The sequence below is a fragment of the Chamaesiphon sp. VAR_48_metabat_135_sub genome, from assembly GCF_031418915.1.
GTDB lineage: Bacteria > Cyanobacteriota > Cyanobacteriia > Cyanobacteriales > Chamaesiphonaceae > Chamaesiphon.
The window spans coordinates 14413-33960 of record NZ_JANOJV010000065.1 but is presented as its reverse complement, the minus strand read 5'-3'; the positions used below and the strand labels follow the sequence as shown (position 1 = coordinate 33960).

General features: G+C 43.4%; 18 protein-coding genes. 9 read left to right on the top strand and 9 right to left on the bottom strand.

From position 1 onward, the window contains the following. Together RMO55_RS05425 and rimM are read right to left on the bottom strand one after the other, a co-directional pair. Positions 1-962 (bottom strand): permease (locus RMO55_RS05425; protein WP_310424610.1); only part of this gene is annotated, 962 nt, incomplete at its 3' end. 326 nt (positions 963-1288) lie between these two features. Then, positions 1289-1924, bottom strand: a complete 636-nt coding sequence (gene rimM, locus RMO55_RS05420; RefSeq protein WP_396134181.1) for a ribosome maturation factor RimM — start codon at positions 1922-1924, stop codon at positions 1289-1291. Between the two features lie 201 nt (positions 1925-2125). Between rimM and RMO55_RS05415 the strand changes: the two genes are divergently transcribed. The 4 genes from RMO55_RS05415 to RMO55_RS05400 all read left to right on the top strand — a co-directional run bounded on the left by RMO55_RS05415 (position 2126) and on the right by RMO55_RS05400 (position 4993). After that, positions 2126-2404 carry a YiaA/YiaB family inner membrane protein gene (locus tag RMO55_RS05415; protein ID WP_310424608.1) on the top strand — a complete coding sequence of 93 codons (279 nt, stop codon included), beginning with the start codon at positions 2126-2128 and terminating at the stop codon, positions 2402-2404. Between the two features lie 40 nt (positions 2405-2444). Continuing rightward, positions 2445-3020, top strand: coding sequence for a hypothetical protein (locus tag RMO55_RS05410; protein WP_310424606.1), 576 nt, complete (start codon positions 2445-2447; stop codon positions 3018-3020). 5 nt (positions 3021-3025) lie between these two features. Then, positions 3026-4300, top strand: a complete 1275-nt coding sequence (locus RMO55_RS05405) for a hypothetical protein (protein ID WP_310424604.1) — start codon at positions 3026-3028, stop codon at positions 4298-4300. A 111-nt stretch (positions 4301-4411) separates the two neighbouring features. Continuing rightward, a complete protein-coding gene (locus RMO55_RS05400; RefSeq protein WP_310424602.1) occupies positions 4412-4993 on the top strand; it encodes a GNAT family protein in 582 nt (193 codons plus the stop codon). Positions 4994-5082: 89 nt separating this feature from the next. Here RMO55_RS05400 and RMO55_RS05395 read toward each other — a convergent pair whose 3' ends face one another. Then, positions 5083-6414, bottom strand: a complete 1332-nt coding sequence (locus RMO55_RS05395) for a hypothetical protein (protein WP_310424600.1) — start codon at positions 6412-6414, stop codon at positions 5083-5085. Between the two features lie 176 nt (positions 6415-6590). Between RMO55_RS05395 and RMO55_RS05390 the strand changes: the two genes are divergently transcribed. Then, positions 6591-8111 carry a phosphomannomutase/phosphoglucomutase gene (locus tag RMO55_RS05390; RefSeq protein WP_310424598.1) on the top strand — a complete coding sequence of 507 codons (1521 nt, stop codon included), beginning with the start codon at positions 6591-6593 and terminating at the stop codon, positions 8109-8111. Positions 8112-8432: 321 nt separating this feature from the next. Here RMO55_RS05390 and RMO55_RS05385 read toward each other — a convergent pair whose 3' ends face one another. The 3 genes from RMO55_RS05385 to uvrA all read right to left on the bottom strand — a co-directional run bounded on the left by RMO55_RS05385 (position 8433) and on the right by uvrA (position 12007). Next, on the bottom strand, positions 8433-8759 hold the full coding sequence (locus tag RMO55_RS05385) for a hypothetical protein (RefSeq protein WP_396134179.1): 327 nt from the start codon (positions 8757-8759) through the stop codon (positions 8433-8435). Between the two features lie 90 nt (positions 8760-8849). Next, complete coding sequence (locus RMO55_RS05380; protein ID WP_310424596.1) at positions 8850-9068, bottom strand: type II toxin-antitoxin system VapB family antitoxin; 219 nt, start codon at positions 9066-9068, stop codon at positions 8850-8852. An 86-nt stretch (positions 9069-9154) separates the two neighbouring features. Then, entirely contained in the window at positions 9155-12007 is a 2853-nt protein-coding gene (gene uvrA, locus RMO55_RS05375) for an excinuclease ABC subunit UvrA (protein ID WP_310424594.1), read from the bottom strand. A gap of 456 nt (positions 12008-12463) precedes the next feature. On the opposite strand from uvrA, the gene RMO55_RS05370 reads away from it, so the two are divergent. Both RMO55_RS05370 and RMO55_RS05365 read left to right on the top strand, forming a co-directional pair. Beyond that, positions 12464-12892, top strand: coding sequence for a hypothetical protein (locus RMO55_RS05370; protein ID WP_310424592.1), 429 nt, complete (start codon positions 12464-12466; stop codon positions 12890-12892). A 40-nt stretch (positions 12893-12932) separates the two neighbouring features. Next, the gene (locus tag RMO55_RS05365; RefSeq protein ID WP_310424590.1) at positions 12933-14381 is read left to right on the top strand and encodes an LCP family protein; all 1449 of its coding nucleotides are present in this window, start codon (positions 12933-12935) and stop codon (positions 14379-14381) included. A 158-nt stretch (positions 14382-14539) separates the two neighbouring features. On the opposite strand, the gene RMO55_RS05360 is transcribed toward RMO55_RS05365, so the two are convergent. Further along, complete coding sequence (locus tag RMO55_RS05360; protein ID WP_310424588.1) at positions 14540-15271, bottom strand: superoxide dismutase; 732 nt, start codon at positions 15269-15271, stop codon at positions 14540-14542. A gap of 333 nt (positions 15272-15604) precedes the next feature. Here RMO55_RS05360 and RMO55_RS05355 point away from each other — a divergent pair, with 333 nt between their 5' ends. Beyond that, positions 15605-15976, top strand: coding sequence for a hypothetical protein (locus RMO55_RS05355; protein ID WP_310424586.1), 372 nt, complete (start codon positions 15605-15607; stop codon positions 15974-15976). A 123-nt stretch (positions 15977-16099) separates the two neighbouring features. Here RMO55_RS05355 and purB read toward each other — a convergent pair whose 3' ends face one another. Then, positions 16100-17395, bottom strand: a complete 1296-nt coding sequence (gene purB, locus RMO55_RS05350) for an adenylosuccinate lyase (RefSeq protein ID WP_310424584.1) — start codon at positions 17393-17395, stop codon at positions 16100-16102. Between the two features lie 210 nt (positions 17396-17605). Between purB and RMO55_RS05345 the strand changes: the two genes are divergently transcribed. Continuing rightward, on the top strand, positions 17606-18973 hold the full coding sequence (locus tag RMO55_RS05345; RefSeq protein ID WP_310424582.1) for a DUF4335 domain-containing protein: 1368 nt from the start codon (positions 17606-17608) through the stop codon (positions 18971-18973). Positions 18974-19123: 150 nt separating this feature from the next. Here the strand turns inward: RMO55_RS05345 and RMO55_RS05340 are convergent, their stop codons facing one another. Further along, a complete protein-coding gene (locus RMO55_RS05340) occupies positions 19124-19537 on the bottom strand; it encodes a hypothetical protein (RefSeq protein ID WP_310424580.1) in 414 nt (137 codons plus the stop codon). Positions 19538-19548 lie beyond the last annotated feature (11 nt).

The following is a 19548-nucleotide window of genomic DNA, read 5'->3' as shown; positions in this document are numbered from 1 at the left end:
AAGAGGAAGGTTAATTGAGTCACGATCGCAAATATGTAGAAGATTGCTTTAGGCTTGAATATTGATAACATTAATCCAATGCTCTTGAGATCGAACATCGGCCCAAATACCAGAAATGCTAGTAAAGAACCGCTGGTAAATGTGGCTGCAAAAGAGAGCGCGAAAAAAGAGTCTACAGTAGAACAAATTGAAATCGAACCAGCCAGGAGCATCATCACGACGATCGATAAAATTGGCCCTTCGCCTAAACTAACAATTAGTTCTCGTGGTGTCAGCGTTTGAATCGCTGCTGCTACTGCACTCCCCAATACTAATACGCCCCCTAATTCTCGCAATTCTTGGACGACATTATCCAGGACTAAATTAACATTATCGCGGATCGATCGTTTAGGTGGCTGCATCAAGTCTTGAGTCATCCTCACCGATGCTGCACCAGCATTACCCAGCATAAAATCACCCCCATCGAGCAGACTAGAGCCAGTACTAACCTTCGGTTGAGAGCGAATTGTGCCTAACGCGATCGCGGGTTGTAAAATAGGTTTGAGATCCTTTTGGACGCTGAAAATATAACCGACGATCGTCGCAATCAGCAGCGAGAATACCACCCTTAATATTACTATTTCCGGTCGATCGCGAAAAGCAATCCAAGTAGACCAAATTACAATCGGGTTCACTGTCGGTGCTGCAAGTAAAAAGCCAATCGCCACAGGCATCGGTACGCCCTGCATAATTAGTCGCCGTGCCACGGGCACATTCCCACACTCGCAGACAGGGAATAAAAACCCGATGCAACTCCCCACAAATGCCCCCAAAACGGGATGTTTGGGCATCCGCGCCATCAACCATCGTTCGTCGATAAAAATCAGCAGTACGCTCGATAACAACACTCCTAGCAACAGGAACGGGATTGCTTCTACCAGTAAACTCAAAAACAGGGTAAATGCATTGTTAAGCTGTTCCATTTTGGCTGTTTGCTCTTTGTTATTTGTTGTTGGTTATTTGCGCCAAATTGTTCCCACCATAATATTTACCCCCAACCCCCTAAAGGGCAGGGTAGATTAATTGTCAGGGAATAAAATCTAGAACCCTGGTGCTTCGTCGTCAACCACCCGTAGATAAATCACGGGCTAACGACAAAAGTATGTTAAAACGTACTGAAAGATTTTCCTTTGGCGACAACTAATCCACCCTGCCAACCCCTTTGTAAAGGGGGCTTTTCCGGCTCCCTCCCCTTGTAAAGGGGAGGGTTGGGGTGGGGTAGAGATCTACGCATTAACTCAAGCGATCTCTAAACCTCTTCCTGCTTGGCTTTCCAACTAGGCAAATATATCTCCAACAATCCTGCTGGAGGCAAGATTTCAATTCGTCGATTGTCAAGATCGACAACGGGCACTATTTCCTTGACAAAAGGGATCATCGCCTCTGCGGTTTTGCCATCAGCCTGAGTTGCACTTACTACCAAAATCTCATGCCCAGCGGTAAAAATATCTGTAACAATCCCAACTTCCAGCCCTGTCACCTGATGAAAGACAGGTAAACCGATTAGATCTTGACTATGATACTCCCCCGATCGCAATTTTGGTCGATCGGTAGTGGGAAGTAACAACATTTGCCCCCGCATATTTTCGGCTTGATTGCGATTGTGAATGCCTTCTAACTGCACCACATATAGGTTTCTCCCAGGGATTTCATAGCCCTTTTTCAGTTGGATCGATCGAGGCTCCACATCCTGACTCCCCCACAACCAGCGTTCTCCCGCTCGTTCAAATCGTTCGGGAAAGTCCGAGTTCGGATGCACCTTCACTTCCCCCTTAATCCCCTGTGCGCCGACGATCGAACCAATTTCCATCCAACCATCAGGTGGTAATAATGGAGCTGTCCCAGAGGCAACCTGGGGGGTAGATGTAGACGGTGGATTAGTCATGGCTCAGTCGGTAGGGAAAGAAGATCGATCTTTATGTTAAACCACAAACCTCGATAATTCTCCTTTACCCTTTACCCTTCCCTAAAGAGCCAGTTAAGAAACTGTCTATTCCGACTCCCGATCGATATTTATCCAGTTTAATATTGGCATATCAACACAAATACATCGCTCATCAACTACCGATGTTAGGAGGAAATTAATATGCAACAATTTGGTACTCAAAAAGATAGTAATGCCTGGATCTTTCAAACTTGGGCATCGTTTATTCTCTCGATCGGCATGACAACTACTGGCATTATTTATTTACCTGTGGATTTATGGGTTAAAGGGTTTATGGGTATGGGCTTAGGATTTTCTGTTGCTTCTACTTTTAGTGTGGCAAAGACTCAACGAGATCTTCATGAAGCAACTAAGTTAACTTCTAAAATCGAAGAAGCGAAAGTCGAACAAATCCTTTCTCAACATGGTGCGTTAAAATAATAATCCAACTAAAATAGTCACAAACAACTAGGAGTTAAATATGCAAATTGGAAACTATCTTGCTGAAATCCAACCAGGAACAGAAGACGATCGAGGCTATGTCGCCATTAAAATGACAGAAGGTAAAGCACCTTTTACGTTAAAATTAAATAATTACTCCGATCGAAAGTCTAAGGTTAACATTCATATTCATGGACTCGATCAAGGAACCTGGGTGTTAATGCCCCATCAAGTATCGATTTTAGAACGCCCAGTTCATATTGCCGAAAAATTTTGTGCTTATGCAGTTGGCTCTGAAGGCGGAAATGCGATCGGTTTAACTACTGGCGATCCTAATAATGGATTAATTAGCATTACATTCATGCCAGAAAAAAGAATTGTAAGGCCTGCGTCGATCGTGCCACCAAGTGCAATGATGTCAAAACAAAGCCGTGCTTCCTTTAGTGAGGCAGGTGTGGGCACCGAAGGGGAATCCCATCAAACATTTCAAACAGTTAAAGATTTTGAAACCGATGTAAATGAAACTGTCACTATTAATCTCAGAATAGTAGAATTAAAAAATAGTCCTCGCCCACTTTCTTCTGCTCTGAGTAATCCTGTGCCACCAGCTATTTAACTATTATGATTGCCACTATCCGACGCTTTATAAATCAGTTTTTCAGAAAATCGAGATCTATTAATAACAAACCACTCAACGCACTCAGCCTGAGCGTTGTGATTATCATCGATATTTTTATTCTGTTTAATGTTTTTTCTGGTTTAGATAACATCAGTCAGTGGCATCTCAGCCCATCTCAGGCTTACCCTTGCAGATCGGACTGGGAGAGCTATCGCGATTCAAAAGATCAAAACAATCGGGATTACAAAGTACTTGCTTCAGCTTTCGAGCGCGATCCTAAGCAATCTCAATTTCAACAAATAGAACGAGATGCTGAAAAAGATCGACTAGGGAAAGTTTCCCCGATTTGTTTGAATTATGCCAAGCTCAAAGATCGAGTTAATATTCCCGAAAATAGGAAAATTCAGCAGAATATCAGACAAAAAAGTGATAAGGTTAGTAGTCTAGAGCAAGCAAATAATAATATTCGATCTCAATATGATTCAACTCTACTAGAGAAAATTGCTGGACAAGGCTCTAGTCAGTCGATTAATACGGTTAGTGCTGAAAAAGCTAAACAGGTATTAGCTCAAAACAAGGTTAGCATTTCTACCCTAGAAACAGAAGTTTCTACCCTCAAAGAGAGTCTAGCCCAGAAAACAGAAAGCATCAGCCTCATTAACTTAATTAAAGACGATTCCAAATATCAAATCATCAACCAGGAATACGATCGTGCATCTTTCTGGTATCCTAGCATTCAATTAGCTTTTCAAGCGATCTTTTTACTACCACTAATTGCAATTGCGCTGATAGTACATAGACTTGCATTACGAAAAAATGCTGGACTAATTGCCCTAATTAGTTTTCACTTACTGGCAATATTCTTCATTCCGCTCTTGCTCAAAATATTTGAGTTTCTCCAAATTGGAGCAATTTTTCAATTCTTTCTAAATATTGTTACGCGGCTGTTCGGTGGCTTATTATTTCTGGTCAGCTATCTCTATATTTTGCTAATTCCACTAGTAGGTTTCAGCATCATTAAAATTTCTCAGAAACTTACCCCAAGCAGTAAATCTCAGGTTGCTAATCGATTTAAAAATCAGCTTTGCTTAAACTGTGCCAAGAAAATTCGGTCTCACGATACGCATTGTCCTCACTGTGGCTATGCTCAATATATTGAGTGCCAAAACTGTCACGAGCTTACTTACAAACACTTAACTCACTGTAAGGAGTGTGGGTATTTACAAGATGCTAGCCCACTATTGCCATCAGAATTTCCACCTAACACCAATCGATAAAATCTTTTCTATAGGCAAGATAAACCTCGAAATAGAATCTACCACTTCCATGTTTTATTTGGTAAATAGATATAAACTATAGTAGTTGGACTGATAACAAAAATCGAACAAATGTCAAGTTTTGAGATGGAAACAGTTATTTCCCAAGATTTTATGATTCAAACGGCACGATGCCTGCTTCGCTGCCCCTCTGCTGCGGATATTCCATCTGTGTTTTCGGCTACGCGATTTGCAGGATTTAATAACGGAATGCAATGGGAACCACCTGCAACTATCGATGAGTTATATGAGCCATTGAGAGAGCAAATTCTCGATTGGGAAGCAGGGAGAACATTTAGCTTTACAATCGCCGATTTATCTTCAAATCACCTGATAGGCAGAATTGGTATTCGCAAAACCGAGCGTCAGAATGTTTGGAATCTGGGATTCTGGACGCATCCAGAGCATCAAGGACAAGGTTACATGACGGAATCACTAAAAGCAGTAATTGAATTTGGATTCGAGCGACTAGGTGCGACTCGAATTGATGCAAGTTACGCGCTCTGGAATAAAGGAAGTCAGCGCGTACTTGAAAAAAGTGGAATGCAATTTATCAGATATATTCCTCACGCATTTCAAAAAAAAGGACAATGGATTGAGGCAAATAAAATGGAAATTACCAAGCAAAAATGGTTGGCTCTCAACTGTAGCTAAATTAGATGTAAATTGAATTTATATCTAATTTAAGTGGATATTCTAGGCTTTAGAAGTGACGAAATTAACTTTCTGAATAGCCTCTGAAATTACATCTCCTTGCTGCTATAAGTAACTTTAATTTCTTCCAAAAGATCGTAAACTAAAGATTCGATCTTGATAACTGTTTGCCCCCGTTGCATTTCATCACCGATCGATCGAGTCAGATTCTCAGCTAGACGACGGCTGAGTTTGCCACTATCGGGGTCTGCAATGACTTTGGCGATAGCTGTATAGATAGATGCCGAAACTTCCTTGACAACTCGATCGATAACTTGCACAGGCAATTCACCGATGCCTGGGAGCATTTTGAGGTTGCGATAAGCTGGCGATTCTAATAGAGCTTGATGAAACAAATGTCGAAAGATTGCTTCTAAATCTGGTTGAATTTTGGGAATTACCCGATAAACAACGATCTCTAATATCAGTTCAAACAGCACTTCAATTTCATTGACATTATTTAAGTCGATATGTGGAGTTTTGAGATAGTTACCGACAATTCGAGTTATTTGCCCCTGCTTAATTGCGCCTTGGGTTTGTTGAAATACCTGGACTACCACAGCATCGGTCAGTTCATTAATAATTTCCCCGACAAATAAGCGATTTAGTTCGGATTGGATTACTTCGAGATTAACTAATTTTGATTGATGCCATCGAATTAAGACTGGAACTATGCGGAGGAACTGGGCAAATGGTAATAATAAGATGAGATCGTACCAACGACGCACGATCGCCTGTTGCCAACTGAGATTACGATTATGACGGCGTATATAATAAGTTCTACTGAGGAGTTCGACCGCAAAAATACCGATAAAATATAGATCTATCTGCCAAAAAAGATCGACATAATTACCTGATTCATCTAATCGTCGATAGTAATTAGTAACAATTAAAGGTTTGACTTTTTGTTCGTAAAATTCTAGCTCTTCTTCCCAACCAGCTTTAGTTAAATAATCCTGACTCCAGAAAGTTTGAAAAGCACCTTTGTCTGACTGATTCTGAACTCGATCGCGTACTTCATTTTTTATTTTTTCTAAATTACCAGTTTTTCCAGCTACTTGGAATGGATTATTTTGAATCATACTCACACTCAAAACATCCATTTCCTGTAACCAGATCTGACTTTGAGCAGAAGCTAATCCAGTTTGCTTGACTGTGCGTTTGAGTTGTTCGACAGCATTGAGATAACGTTCGGTTTCTCGATGAGTTTCTATCCCTTTGAATCGATCGTATTGGTGAATGACTACTGGAATGTTTCGGAAGTAAAAATCGCGCCAGGGAAGATATGTCAGGTCGAATATTGCTACTATAAACCCGATCGAGGCGATAATTGCCATCGATCGTTCAAACCACAAGTTCTTTTGAGGAATTGGCGAAAACACTAAAAGATTTTAGGAAGTGGATCGGTCTTGCCACTCATTTTAAAGTATTTTGGCTATAGTTATAAGAAAATAATCTTAACTCACATCCCCAACTTTAAAGAAGTCGGGGATGTAGGCGTGTTTTGGTGCGTTACTAGTCTTTACTCTCTACCCCTTTTTTACTCCCGATGGCGACCATGCAAAATTTCAACTGGAACAAGCTGCAAAATGGCTCAGACATTCGAGGTATCGCTCTTGAGGGCGTTCCTAACGAACATGTTAATCTCACCCCTGAAATCGCCAAAATTCTTGGACAAGCCTTTGCTAGCTGGCTCTCGCAGAAAGTAAATAAACCTAACAATGAATTGATAATTGGGGTGGGACGTGATAGTCGTTTATCTGGGCCTGCAATTATGCAAGCTGTGATGGAGGGAATTACATCTGTTGGGAGTCAGGTAAATGACTTTGCCATGGCTTCTACTCCTGCGATGTTTATGAGTACGATTACTGCTGGATTTGAGTGCGATGGGGCAATTATGCTGACGGCGAGTCATTTGCCGTTCAATCGGAATGGGTTAAAATTTTTCACCGCGCAAGGTGGTTTAGAAAAAAAAGATATTTCAGATATTTTGACTTTAGCTGCAACTAATAAATTGGAAACTGCGGCAGTAAATGGCAAGATTTCTGAACGTGATTTTATGTCAGTATATGCCGACCAATTTGTCAACCAGATTCGGCAAGCTGTCAATCATCCTACTGATTTCGATCGGCCGTTACAAGGTTTAAAAATCATTGTTGACGCAGGTAATGGCGCGGGTGGATTCTATGCCGATCTAGTCTTACAACCTTTAGGTGCAGATACAACTGGAAGTCAATTTTTAGATCCAGATGGTACTTTTCCCAACCATGTTCCTAATCCTGAAGATCCAACTGCAATGGCGGCAATTTGTCAGGCTGTAATTACACATCAAGCTGATTTTGGTATTATTTTTGATACAGATGTCGATCGCTCTGCGGCAGTAGATAGTACGGGAAAAGAACTCAATCGCAATCGGTTAATCGGACTAATTAGCGCGATCGTTCTACAGGAGCATCCAAATTCCACAATTGTGACTGATTCAATTACTTCCGATGGATTAACAGAATTTATCGATCGAGATTTAGGTGGTATTCATCATCGGTTTAAACGTGGCTATAAAAATGTCATCAATGAGTCGATGCGACTGGATCGAGAAGGTAAAGAATCATGGCTGGCGATCGAAACTTCTGGGCACGCAGCGATGAAAGAAAATCACTTTCTCGATGATGGGGCATATTTAATAAGTAAACTATTAATCGAGTTAGCCAAGTCTAAGTTAGCTGGAAAATCATTAACAGATTTAATTGCCAATTTACAAGAACCAGTCGAGAGTCAAGAGTTGCGAATTAAGATTAATGTTGAGGATTTTCAATCTCTTGGAAATAGTGTTATCGAGCAAATGCACACCTTTGGATTGAGTCAGCCAGATTGGAAAATTGTACCTAATAATTATGAAGGGGTGCGAGTTTCTTGTACGGCAGACAACGAAAATGGTTGGTTCTTATTGCGATTGTCCTTGCACGATCCAGTAATTCCCGTAAATATTGAATCGAATGTCCCTGGTGGTGTTGATTTCATTAAGCAGAGACTACTATCCTTCTTAAAAACCCAAGCAGCTCTCGATTTATCTGCTTTTTGAGAAGTTATCTTGGCAACGGAGCATCGAAGAAACCCTCTTGACTTGAAGCCTTCCTGACTGTTAACAAGATGGTTCTCGCTCTGATTCAATAGACCTCCTGCATAAGTCCTTGATCGATCGACAGAACCTATAATTGTCAGTACAGTCAAGCAATCTTTTATTATTAATTAATAATGCTCGAAATGGTTGATATGAAAGGATCTATTAAATACTTTTGCAGGAGGTCTAATATTTAATCAATATAATTCTGTGTCTATCTCATTTGTGATCCGACTACCAACAACAGAATTAATTGCAAACAGTCAGAGCAGCGAATCACAGTCAGAGCAGCGAATCACGTCGAGGTTGTGTTCGTTCACGAAGTGTGGGCTTTGTCCAATCGCAATCAGAGTTACCCTTATCGACCAGTCTTTGCAGCACGTCTAGGAGCTTGTGGACATCGTAGAATGAGAGTCCGGTGGTGGGTTCGTCGATGAGATATAGGATTTTGCCTGTGGCGCGTTTGACTTGTTGGGCTTCACCGCCGAAGAGAGTGGGGGCGGTTTGTCCGAGTTTGACATAGCCGAGTCCAACATCGAGGAGGGTTTGGAGGCGGGTGGCGGCGCGGGGGACATTTTGGAAGAATTCTAAGCCTTCTTCGACGGTCATATTCAGGACATCGGCGATTCTCTTGACAGAGAGGCTATGCCAACGAGGGGTACATTTAGGCTCTCCAGCTAATATGGGGAAATAGCGTACTTAAACATCAATCGAGCCTAGCATCAAACCCCCTTTTCCCTTTCCCCCATTCAATAAGTCTTGCTTATCACCATAACTGCTGGAGAGCCGATTTTTCTTGCGACGAGATCGCACGAGTTCTTGCAAAGCCAAGTTCATCAGTTCTTCCTGAGTGCTAAATTTGGTGAGTTGCAGAGCTTCTTCTAGCAGGGCTTCATCTAGATTCAGAGTTATTTGCATGGGATAGCACGATTGTTAGTTTTTAGCCTAGACCTCAATTATATCTGAGCAATTGGAGGCAATTTCGATCTACTTCAGATTGATGCTCAAGTTTTTACCGCTGCTGAATGTTGTTTCAATACCTGCTTGAGATATTTCCCAGTATGCGACTTAGGATTTTTCGCCACTTGTTCCGGCGTTCCCACTGCTACTAATTCTCCCCCCTTATTACCACCTTCTGGCCCCAGATCGATCGTCCAGTCGGAGCAGCGAATCACGTCTAAGTTGTGTTCGATCGCGATCACGGAGTTTCCCTTATCGACTAGTCTTTGCAGCACGTCTAGGAGCTTGTGGACATCGTAAAATGAGAGTCCGGTGGTGGGTTCGTCGATCAGATACAAGGTTTTGCCAGTGGCGCGTTTGGAGAGTTCGGTGGCGAGTTTTACTCGCTGGGCTTCGCCGCCGGAGAGGGTGGGGGCGGTTTGTCCGAGTTTGACGTAGCCAAGTCCGACATCGAGCAGGGTTTGGAGGCGGGTGGCGGCGCGGGGGATATTTTGGAAGAATTCTAAGCCTTCTTCGACGGTCATATTCAGGACATCGGCGATCGATTTACCTTTATATTTAACTTGGAGGGTTTCGCGGTTGTAGCGTTCGCCTTTGCAGACATCGCATTGAACGTAGACATCGGGGAGGAAGTTCATCTCGATGATGTTTACACCTTGTCCGCTACAGGCTTCACAGCGTCCACCTTTGACGTTGAACGAAAATTGTCCCGCTTTATAGCCGCGTGTTTTGGCTTCGATGGTTTGGGTGAAGACCTCGCGGATGGTATCGAATACACCTGTGTAGGTGACTGGATTCGATCGAGGGGTGCGACCAATTGGTGATTGATCGATGATAATGACTTTATCGATCGCGTTAATCCCTTTCAATTCATCGACATCTTTGGGGAATGGTACTCGTTTAGTGAGGTGGTGTTGGAGAGCGGGGTGGAGCAGTTCGTTGATCAGGGTAGATTTGCCTGAACCGGACACACCCGTAATCGAGACAAGTTTTCCGAGGGGAAATTCGACATCCAAATTTTTGAGGTTGTTGCGGCGAACATTTTTGAGGACTAAGCTGCGTCCATTTCCTTCGCGGCGGATGGCTGGTGTTTCAATCCCCATTCTGCCTGATAGATACGCGCCTGTGATCGAATCTTCAGATGCAAGCAGCGCGTTGAGATCGCCCTCAACGACAATATGACCGCCATGTACGCCCGCGCCTGGGCCAATATCGACGAGATGATCGGCGGCGCGGATAGTATCCTCGTCATGTTCGACGACGATGAGGGTGTTACCTAAGTCGCGTAATTTAGTTAGCGTGTCTAATAGTCGGCTGTTATCCCGTTGGTGCAAGCCGATGCTGGGTTCGTCGAGGACATATAATACGCCTGTCAAGCCGGAACCGATTTGGGTGGCGAGGCGGATGCGTTGGGCTTCACCGCCGGATAATGTCATCGCAGCTCGATCGAGTGTGAGATAATCTAAGCCTACATTAAGCAAAAATTGCAGTCTGGCGATGATTTCTTTGAGCACTAATTCGCCGATTTTAGTTTGTTTCGGCGTGAGTTCTAATTTTTCAAGTCGGGCTAAACATTCGTCGATCGGCGCACTGGTAAAATCAAGGATGCCATACTGTCCTAATTTTACGGCTTGAGCTTCGGCTTTCAATCTATTTCCGCCGCAAGCTTCACAAGGTTGATTAGTCAGGTATTGTTCCAGCTTTTGTTTCTGCAATTCTGAGGCATCATTATATTGTCGATCTAGAATTTTGACGACCCCTTTAAACTTACGATGGTCATCCATATCTTCCATCCAAATCGGTTCTTCGCGACCGTACAAAACCAACCCTTGTTGTTCGGGCGTAAGTTTATTCCACGGTGTATCTAATGCAAATCCGGCGGCTTGTCCCAGGCTATATAATAGGGATAAATAATAGGAATTATCTTTATCAGACCAAGGCGCGATCGCATGATAAATAGCCGCTGCTGGATCGGGGATAATTAATTCAGGGTCGAATGTGCGCGAACTTCCCAGCCCGTGACAGGCTGGACATGCACCGTAGGGGGAGTTAAATGAGAACAGGCGCGGTGATAATTCCTCCATCACTGCGCCATGTTCGGGACAAGCAAATTTCTCTGAAAAGACTAGCTCATGAGGCTGTTTTTCCTTGTTTTCTGCAGATGTATCTTCTATAATCGAAATGGTGACTATACCCTCTCCATGACGTAAACAGGTAGTCAAAGAGTCGGATAAGCGCGATTCGATCCCTTCCTTATTTACCAATCGATCGACCACAATTTCCACCGTGTGATGCTGGTTCTTATCTAATATGATTCGATCGGCTAATTCGCGAATCTCGCCATTAATTCGCACGCGCACAAAACCTTCAGCCGCGAGACTAGATAAGACCTTTTGATGCGTCCCTTTTTTCCCCCGCACAATTGGAGCTAGGATCTGAAACTTCGTTTTTTCTGGCAGAGCGCGAATTCTGTCGCTCATTTCATCAATGGTTTGGGGTGCAATCGATCGATCGCATTTCGGACAATGAGGCGTACCCGCACGACCGTATAACAAGCGAAAATAATCGTAAATTTCCGTCACCGTACCGACAGTCGATCGAGGATTATTAGAAGTAGACTTCTGATCGATCGAGATGGCTGGACTTAGACCTTCGATCGCATCCACATCCGGCTTATCCAACTGTCCCAGAAACTGCCGCGCATAAGCACTCAGCGACTCCACATATCGCCGCTGACCCTCAGCAAAAATTGTATCGAAGGCCAAAGACGATTTGCCCGAACCAGACACCCCCGTGAACACAATCAGTCGATCGCGTGGTAGCTCTAAACTAATATTCTTGAGATTGTGTTGTTTCGCACCACGGATACGAATGGTGTCGCGGTCGGTTGAAGCCATAGGGAGGAGCTAAAGATGCACAATGGGACAAACTTCTGTTTTAACACATAATTCATTTGAGGGCGGTGCAAAAGCGAAGCCAGAAGCCATTGCGAAATATACTCTAGATCGATCGACATGACTATTTGCACTTGCAGCGATCGACAAAAAGCTGAAATAATTAAGAAAATGTTAACCTTAGCTAATGGGTGACAAGTTTTTAAGATTGTGTACCAAACTCCTCTGCTCAGGCGATCGGAATGAGAATAGATTTACTAGCTATACTTTCCACTGTCACAATCTGAGAGCTTCTTGACACTCTTACCAACCCTCTCACCGAAAAGCGCAAGTAATGCCCGTGCAAAGTATACTACCCTCCTAATTGAAAAATTTTCAGCGACATGTTGCTAAATAGCAAAAAACTGGGGATTTTAAATATATGGAGTAAAACCATTAGCATTGCTAGGACAACAACCCATGACATTACTGCCCGATACTTCCCAGGCACCAACACACCATCGAGATATCGACGCACTCGCCAAGTTAGAAACATTTCTCTACCTCACACCCGTCATTGGACTACTACCCTCACTTTGGACTATCTACCGTCGCCAAAAGGATAAACGAGAATTAGCCGTATGTCGCTTATCAATTCTCCTCGCCTTCTTGTGGTTGACTACCTATCTGAGCTTAAATGTTGGTGCAGATTTATCAGGAGCATCACCACTCGGACTCCGCTTATTATTCCTCAATAGTCTCGCTACCTCTAGCTACTTTTTAGCTAGCCTATGGCTAATGATGCTACTCTGGCAAAAGAAATCTTTAAGATTGCCTGGATTTAGTGCCCTAGCAGAACGCACCATTAATTTGTCAGAGCCAGCCGCTCCTAAACCAAAACGACCATAATTACCAGTAATTATTCAAACCCACCAACCCCTATTAAACCGTGAGTAAAGTGGAAGCTAGAAAAGTAAACCAAACCCGCCGGAAATCAACTAAATCCAATCCCCAAATGGTGCGCCGTCAGCCAGCGAAAAGGCGGCGGAAAAAACCGTTGTGGGTTTGGTTGGGGCTAGGTAGCATTGGTGCGGTTTCTGCTGCTGCGGGGGCATTTTTAGCCGTCTCCTTGACTTCCGCACCGCTGCAACAACGCACTCTATCCGCAGCCGATGAAGCGTTTTTCAATCAAAATGGTAAAGAAGCCTTCTCTCGAAGTTTATTACAGGTACCAGAAGTCTCCAAACCAGTAAATATTCTGTTATTGGGCATCAAAACGAATATTTCCGATGTCAAGCATAGTGATGGTAGCAATCGCAAAAAAACTGGTTATGATGCCGAAGTTGATTCCTTAGAAGGCTTGTCAGATACCATGATGGTACTCCGATTCGACCCCCAAACCAAACGGACGATCGTCCTGGGGATTCCCCGCGATACCAAGATCGAGCGAACGGGGCGCGGTACCGAAAAAATCAATGCTGTAGATCAAGAAAGTGGTCCAGCCGCCGCCGCAAAAGAAGTTAGTAAAGTTTTAGGTGGCGTGGCGATCGATCGATACATTCGCGTTAATAATATGGGAGTTGCCAAACTCGTCGATGAACTCGGTGGCGTGACTGTTACCGTACCCAAAGACATCAAATATCAGGATGACTCGCAACATTTTTACGTCAATCTTAAAGCTGGCAAACAACATCTCGATGGCATCAAATTATTAGGATTACTCCGTTTCCGTCATGATGCGAATGGGGATATCGGTCGAATGCAACGCCAACAGATGGTATTCAAAGCATTGCTGGAGCAGTCTCTCAACCCGATGACTATTGCCAGAATTCCCCAACTATTTTCAGTAGTTCAATCCCACGTCGATACCAATCTTACCGTCGAAGAATTACTTGCCTTAGGTGGTTTCTCCATGCAAAATGGTAAATCAAAAATGCAGTCACTCATGATGCCAGGCGACTACAATGGCGATGGCAAACATGGCACCAGCTATTGGCTCGCAGATGAGAAGGGTATCAGAAATATGATGGCACGTTACTTCGACCACGGGACAATTTCCCTAGAGCAGCCCAAAGCCGAAAATCTGCGCGTTAATATTCAAGATACCAGTCACTTCCCCGATGCAACAACCAGACTAATTAAACGGTTGAACAAAGCAGGTTATCAAAACGTCCATCTCGACACCAACCTCAAAATTAAAGAGGATCTCAACACCAGTCAATTTATCGCTCAAAAAGGTAATCCTGAAGTAGCCGAAGGTTTATCTCAGCTATTAGGATTTGGAGAAGTAAAAGTTGAAAGTTCTGGTAATCTCTATTCTGACGTGACAATTAAACTTGGTCGCGATTGGCTGCAAAAAGAGCAATCTTATAAATCTCTCAATCAAAAAATCAAGTAAATATTAAACTAACAGAGCTAGAAATTTTGAATCTGGTGCAAGATGTGAGCATTACGCCTAATATATTATATTATATCCCCGACTTCTCGAAGAAGTCGGGGATATATCCTCGCAGGCTGGCTGGTTGCGATCTAAAACTTGATTTATAACTTTCAATTCTAAGCTTTTAGAGACTGTTCAAATCGTCGATTTACTTCATTCCAATTAATCACATTCCACCAAGCCGATAAATAATCAGGACGACGATTTTGATACTTTAGATAATAAGCGTGTTCCCAAACATCATTACCCATAATTGGATATAAACCTCGGGTTATTGGACTATCTTGATTGGATGTAGTCATAATTTTAAGCTGACCTTTTTCCTGGACTAACCATACCCAACCACTCCCAAATAGCTTCGTCCCCATCTCATTAAATTGGGTTTTAAAAGCATCAAATGTCCCAAATTGAGTCTTAATTGCTGTGGCAATTTTGCCTGTTGGCTCGCCACCACCTTTCGGACTCATAATTTTCCAGTACATACTATGGTTGAGATGTCCGCCACCATTATTTCTCACGACTTTTTGAACATCCTTTGGTAATTTGTCAAGATTAAGCAGCATTTCTTTGACGCTTTTAGTCTTGAGTTCTGGGTGTTTATTTACCGCAGCATTCAAATTTTTCACGTAGGCAGCATGATGTTTATCGTGATGAAATTTCATCGTCGTTGCATCAATATGGGGTTCTAGCGCGTTGTAATCATAAGTTAAAGGCGGTAGCTTAAACAGATCTGTTCCAGTTGTTGTCTTGTCAATCGAGATTGCCCAGCTAGCCTTCGTTACCGGACCAAAAAAAGTTACCGTAGTACCTGCACCAAGTAAGTAGAGAAAATTACGTCTGGTAGTCATTATGAGTTGATGCGAGGGATAATTCTACTAGTTTGCCATATTTCATTGTCTGTTGGCGTTGGAGATCGCCTGCCTTCGGCACAAATTCTGCCATGGAGAATCGCGGTATGATTCGATCGAGATCCAGCCTCCTCAACAATTTTCTCCGATCTAAGGAGCAATGTATAGCTACAGTAAAGAATCTAAATCTGTTAATTTTCAGTAAGCCTTCCTTAAGATCGGGAATTATGCTTTGATAAATTGAAGTTAACTTAGTTGAGACAGAAAAATCAAAAGTCAAATGATTTGATTTAGACAACTAACACAAATATTCTCATTAAACCCCGTTGAAATATGCAACTCACTTTCAATTTTAGTACCATCATCCTAATTTCACTATTAACTTCTGTTATCTCGATTGATCGTAGTGCTCGTGCTGAAGATAAATTAACTCCCAATGGTCAAAATGGTATACTGATAGTATCGACACAACTTGAATGCAACGCAAATAAAATTAAGGAAGTTACTCAAGTACCAGTCATCAAAAATAATACTAGCCAGACAATTTCATCTGGACAAATAATTTATTGGCAAGCTTCTGGAACTGGAAAAGGTTCGGGTACCAAACAAAGTATTACTCTAAATCAGCCTTTAGCTCCTGGGCAAACTATCAATACAGGAGTTAATCTAAGCGGCGATAATAATAGCTGTAAAGCATATTATTAAATTAATCGATCGTTGATAAGTAGGTTGGTACATTTTCCGCAAACTCCAGCATTTTGTAGTATTTTTCGTTACTACCAGCATCGAGGAGATGATGTCTCCTCGATTCTCTACATATACTTGGGTCTAGATACTCAAACGTTGATAAACCTCGTCTAGGTGTTTGAGATGTTGAGTTGGATCGAAACAGTGCTCGATCTCGGCTGGTGTGAGGTGCTCTGTCACACGGGGGTCGCTGGCGGTTAATTTGTGGAAGTCTCCACCTGGGACATTCCAGACAGCCATTGCATTAGATTGAACGATCGAGTATGCTTCTTCACGGTTCAATCCTTTACCCACCAATGCGAGTAACACGCCCTGACTGAAGACTACGCCACCATAGCAGTTGAGATTCCGCGCCATGTTTTCGGGGTAGATCAGCAGATTTTTGATCAGGTTAGTAGTTTCGACCAACATGAAGTGAGTGATAATGCAAGAATCGGGCATACAGACTCGTTCTACCGAACTATGAGAAATGTCTCGTTCGTGCCAGAGGGCGACGTTTTCTAGAGCAGCAATCGCGTTCCCACGCAAGATTCGTGCCATTCCGGTTAAGCGTTCGGAACGGATCGGGTTACGTTTGTGAGGCATCGCGGAGGAACCTTTTTGTCCTTTGGAGAAGTATTCTTCGACTTCCAAGACATCAGTTTTCTGGAGGTTGCGAATTTCGACGGCGAACCGCTCCATGCTCGCGCCAATTAGGGCTAAGACTTGGGCAAATTCGGCATGGATATCGCGAGAAATTACTTGAGTCGAAGCTGTGTCTGGAGTTAATCCTAGCTTCTGACAGGCGATAGCTTCAGCCCGTGGTTCGATATTTGCATAAGTACCCACAGCACCCGAAATCTTACCTACAGCAATTGTCTGACGAACTCGGACCAATCGATCGCGATTCCGCAGCATTTCTGCCAACCAACCAGCTAATTTAAAGCCAAAGGTAATCGGTTCGGCGTGAATCCCGTGGGAACGCCCGATCATTACAGTATTGCGGTGCTTTTGTGCCTGATAGCGAATCGCTTGAATCGTTTCTTCCAAACGGGTGAGTAACACATCGGTACTCGCCACCATTTGCAGAGCCAGCGCGGTATCCAGCACATCCGAGCTAGTCATCCCTAGATGAATATAACGTCCCGCTGCACCTACATATTCATTAACATTTGTCAGAAAGGCGATCACATCGTGACGGACTTCAGCTTCAATTTCTAAGATGCGATCGACATCAAATTTAGCCTTAGCCTTAATCTCTTCAACAGCCGCTTGGGGAATATGTCCTAATTCTGCTTGAGCTTCACAGACGGCAATTTCCACTTGCAGCCAGGTTTGAAATTTATAAGCATCCGTCCAAATTTCGCCCATTTCAGGCAGAGTATAACGTTCGATCACGAGTCAGTCAGTCCGTCACTTGAATATAACTAACCTATTGTATCAGGTGCAGAGTAAGCGGCAGGACTCGCGAGTCCGTCACTTGAATACAACTAACCGATTCGATTGGGGGTCAAACCCGCAACGAAAAGTCGAGGGAATAATTCAAAATCCTGCTTGGTGCATTGATATAATTGGATTACATCTTAAATTTTATGGAAAAGCATTACCATGACTATTCGTCGTCAGTATAGTTTGCCGAACTGTACCCTAATTTTAGACGGGTTGAGTGATGGTAGCTCCCCCACTGGTATCGCAGACTCTCGCCCGTTAATGTCCAGTCTATTTAATGCGGAATGTCACTTTGTCGGTGCCAAGCAGCCACTATTGGGCGGACGAGATTTCCTGACTAGTTTAGTCGCCACCGTCAGTAACTATGCTCAAGAATTTCTCAGCGGTATATCTCATCCACTACAGTCACAGACACCAGATAGTTTAGTATCTCTAGTCAAAGGCGATAGCGAACATGTCCATTACCTCAAAGCTACCCTAGACGACAATAGCACTTCAATTAGCAAGGCAGAATTGAGTTCCACTGGCAAGCCTACGGAAATTAAGTTATCCACAGTTCAGCTCTTCGATCTCCTGGAAGCGATCGATCAATTTTTGGCAGATAGACGCACGTTGCCTGATATCATGGTGCCGCTCCAACCAGTGCGCAAAGCTATCGCCCAACCAATCTCCGCACATGCGGCTCCTGCTGGATTGGGATTGGCGAGTTTAGTTGTTGCTAGTCTCATCAGTTATGCACTACCTGCCCCCCAATCAGTCACCGCACCAAAATCAATTAATAATCCCACGCCTGTAGTTGCGCCCAAGACTGCCACACCTGCAACATCTCCAGCCAGAGATCCAGCTAAACCAGCCGCCAGTAAATCGCCATCACCCACCAGTACACTTCCGACTAAAACTGGCATAATTACCGAAGCTACCCAAATCGGATTTCTCCAACGCAAATTGCAACGAGATCTCGGTCAAAATTGGCAGGAACGCGATCGAATCAAACAAGCTGCTAATTTTCAAGTAAAAGTCAATCAGGATGGCAATATCGTCAATTATCAAGTTGTAGGGCAGACAACTTCAGCCCAGTCAACCCTGACTCCGTTGCCTAAACTCTCCACCCAGAGTACCGATGCCAATCAAGCGATTGGTGACTTTGATGTGGTGTTCGACCCTACAGGCGCGATCGAAGTTAAACCAGCCGCAACCTTGCAGGGAGAGATGAGCTTAGGGAAACCGATTACCGAGGCAAAATTGAAAACCACTCTCGCAGAGCAACTCAAAACCACCTTGAAAAAGTCATTAACTAGTGCAAAACCGCTCGATCCCAAAAATCTTAACTATCGAGTCGCCGTGACAAACGCTGGTGAAATCGCTGATTACGAGCCGACAGATCGACAGGCGGCTAAATCTGAGGGCAAAACTCCGCTCCCTAAATTAGCCAAATTTAACCCCCAAGCAGCGATTTCCCAAGAACCGCTAGCTCAATACCAAGTGGTATTTGGATCGAATGGAGAAATTTTAGTCACTCCTAGATAAATCAGGCTAGGATCTAGACATATTGCTCAGTTTGCGGTTGACTGAGCTAGATCCTACTCTCCCTGCTCTCTTGAAAAGGTGCTCCACTTGCCTTATCTAGTGCAGTTTTAAAACAAGTTCCTGACTGGATTTAGTGGTCGCTTTGTCATTTTAGAGTCCCGACTCATTTTTTAAGAACCCAGCCCATTCAGCCGCCATCGGGACTTCAGTAAAGGGAATATCGATCTTGTCCTCTGTGTCGGCAAACTGGAACTGAAGATTAATTTTCTTGCCACTAACTGGTAAGTTATCTAGATCGATCGACTTATTGTCGATAATTAATTGAATCTGTTTGACTCGATCGAGACTAAATGTTTGAAGATCGTTAGGTTCCTTTTTCGTCGGCTTACCCCAACTAATCTCGCGATCCTTGATTCCCATCATTGCATAGATATCATACTTACATCGATCGAATCCTACCGCCCAGCGTCGATAAGCTTCAATCTTTTGGTATTCATTCGCACCAGCTCTCGCCAACCAAATAAATATTCCCAATAACGGGAGCCACATTAAACCGCGTTCCATAAGTAGTAGAG

Coding starts and splice junctions, on each gene's coding strand:
- rimM (WP_396134181.1), bottom strand. CDS start 1,924: ATGACTAATCCACCGTCTACATCTACCCCCCAGGTTGCCTCTGGGACA.
- RMO55_RS05415 (WP_310424608.1), top strand. CDS start 2,126: ATGCAACAATTTGGTACTCAAAAAGATAGTAATGCCTGGATCTTTCAA.
- RMO55_RS05410 (WP_310424606.1), top strand. CDS start 2,445: ATGCAAATTGGAAACTATCTTGCTGAAATCCAACCAGGAACAGAAGAC.
- RMO55_RS05405 (WP_310424604.1), top strand. CDS start 3,026: ATGATTGCCACTATCCGACGCTTTATAAATCAGTTTTTCAGAAAATCG.
- RMO55_RS05400 (WP_310424602.1), top strand. CDS start 4,412: ATGTCAAGTTTTGAGATGGAAACAGTTATTTCCCAAGATTTTATGATT.
- RMO55_RS05390 (WP_310424598.1), top strand. CDS start 6,591: ATGCAAAATTTCAACTGGAACAAGCTGCAAAATGGCTCAGACATTCGA.
- RMO55_RS05385 (WP_396134179.1), bottom strand. CDS start 8,759: ATGACCGTCGAAGAAGGCTTAGAATTCTTCCAAAATGTCCCCCGCGCC.
- RMO55_RS05380 (WP_310424596.1), bottom strand. CDS start 9,068: ATGCAAATAACTCTGAATCTAGATGAAGCCCTGCTAGAAGAAGCTCTG.
- uvrA (WP_310424594.1), bottom strand. CDS start 12,007: ATGGCTTCAACCGACCGCGACACCATTCGTATCCGTGGTGCGAAACAA.
- RMO55_RS05370 (WP_310424592.1), top strand. CDS start 12,464: ATGACATTACTGCCCGATACTTCCCAGGCACCAACACACCATCGAGAT.
- RMO55_RS05360 (WP_310424588.1), bottom strand. CDS start 15,271: ATGACTACCAGACGTAATTTTCTCTACTTACTTGGTGCAGGTACTACG.
- RMO55_RS05355 (WP_310424586.1), top strand. CDS start 15,605: ATGCAACTCACTTTCAATTTTAGTACCATCATCCTAATTTCACTATTA.
- RMO55_RS05345 (WP_310424582.1), top strand. CDS start 17,606: ATGACTATTCGTCGTCAGTATAGTTTGCCGAACTGTACCCTAATTTTA.
- RMO55_RS05340 (WP_310424580.1), bottom strand. CDS start 19,537: ATGGAACGCGGTTTAATGTGGCTCCCGTTATTGGGAATATTTATTTGG.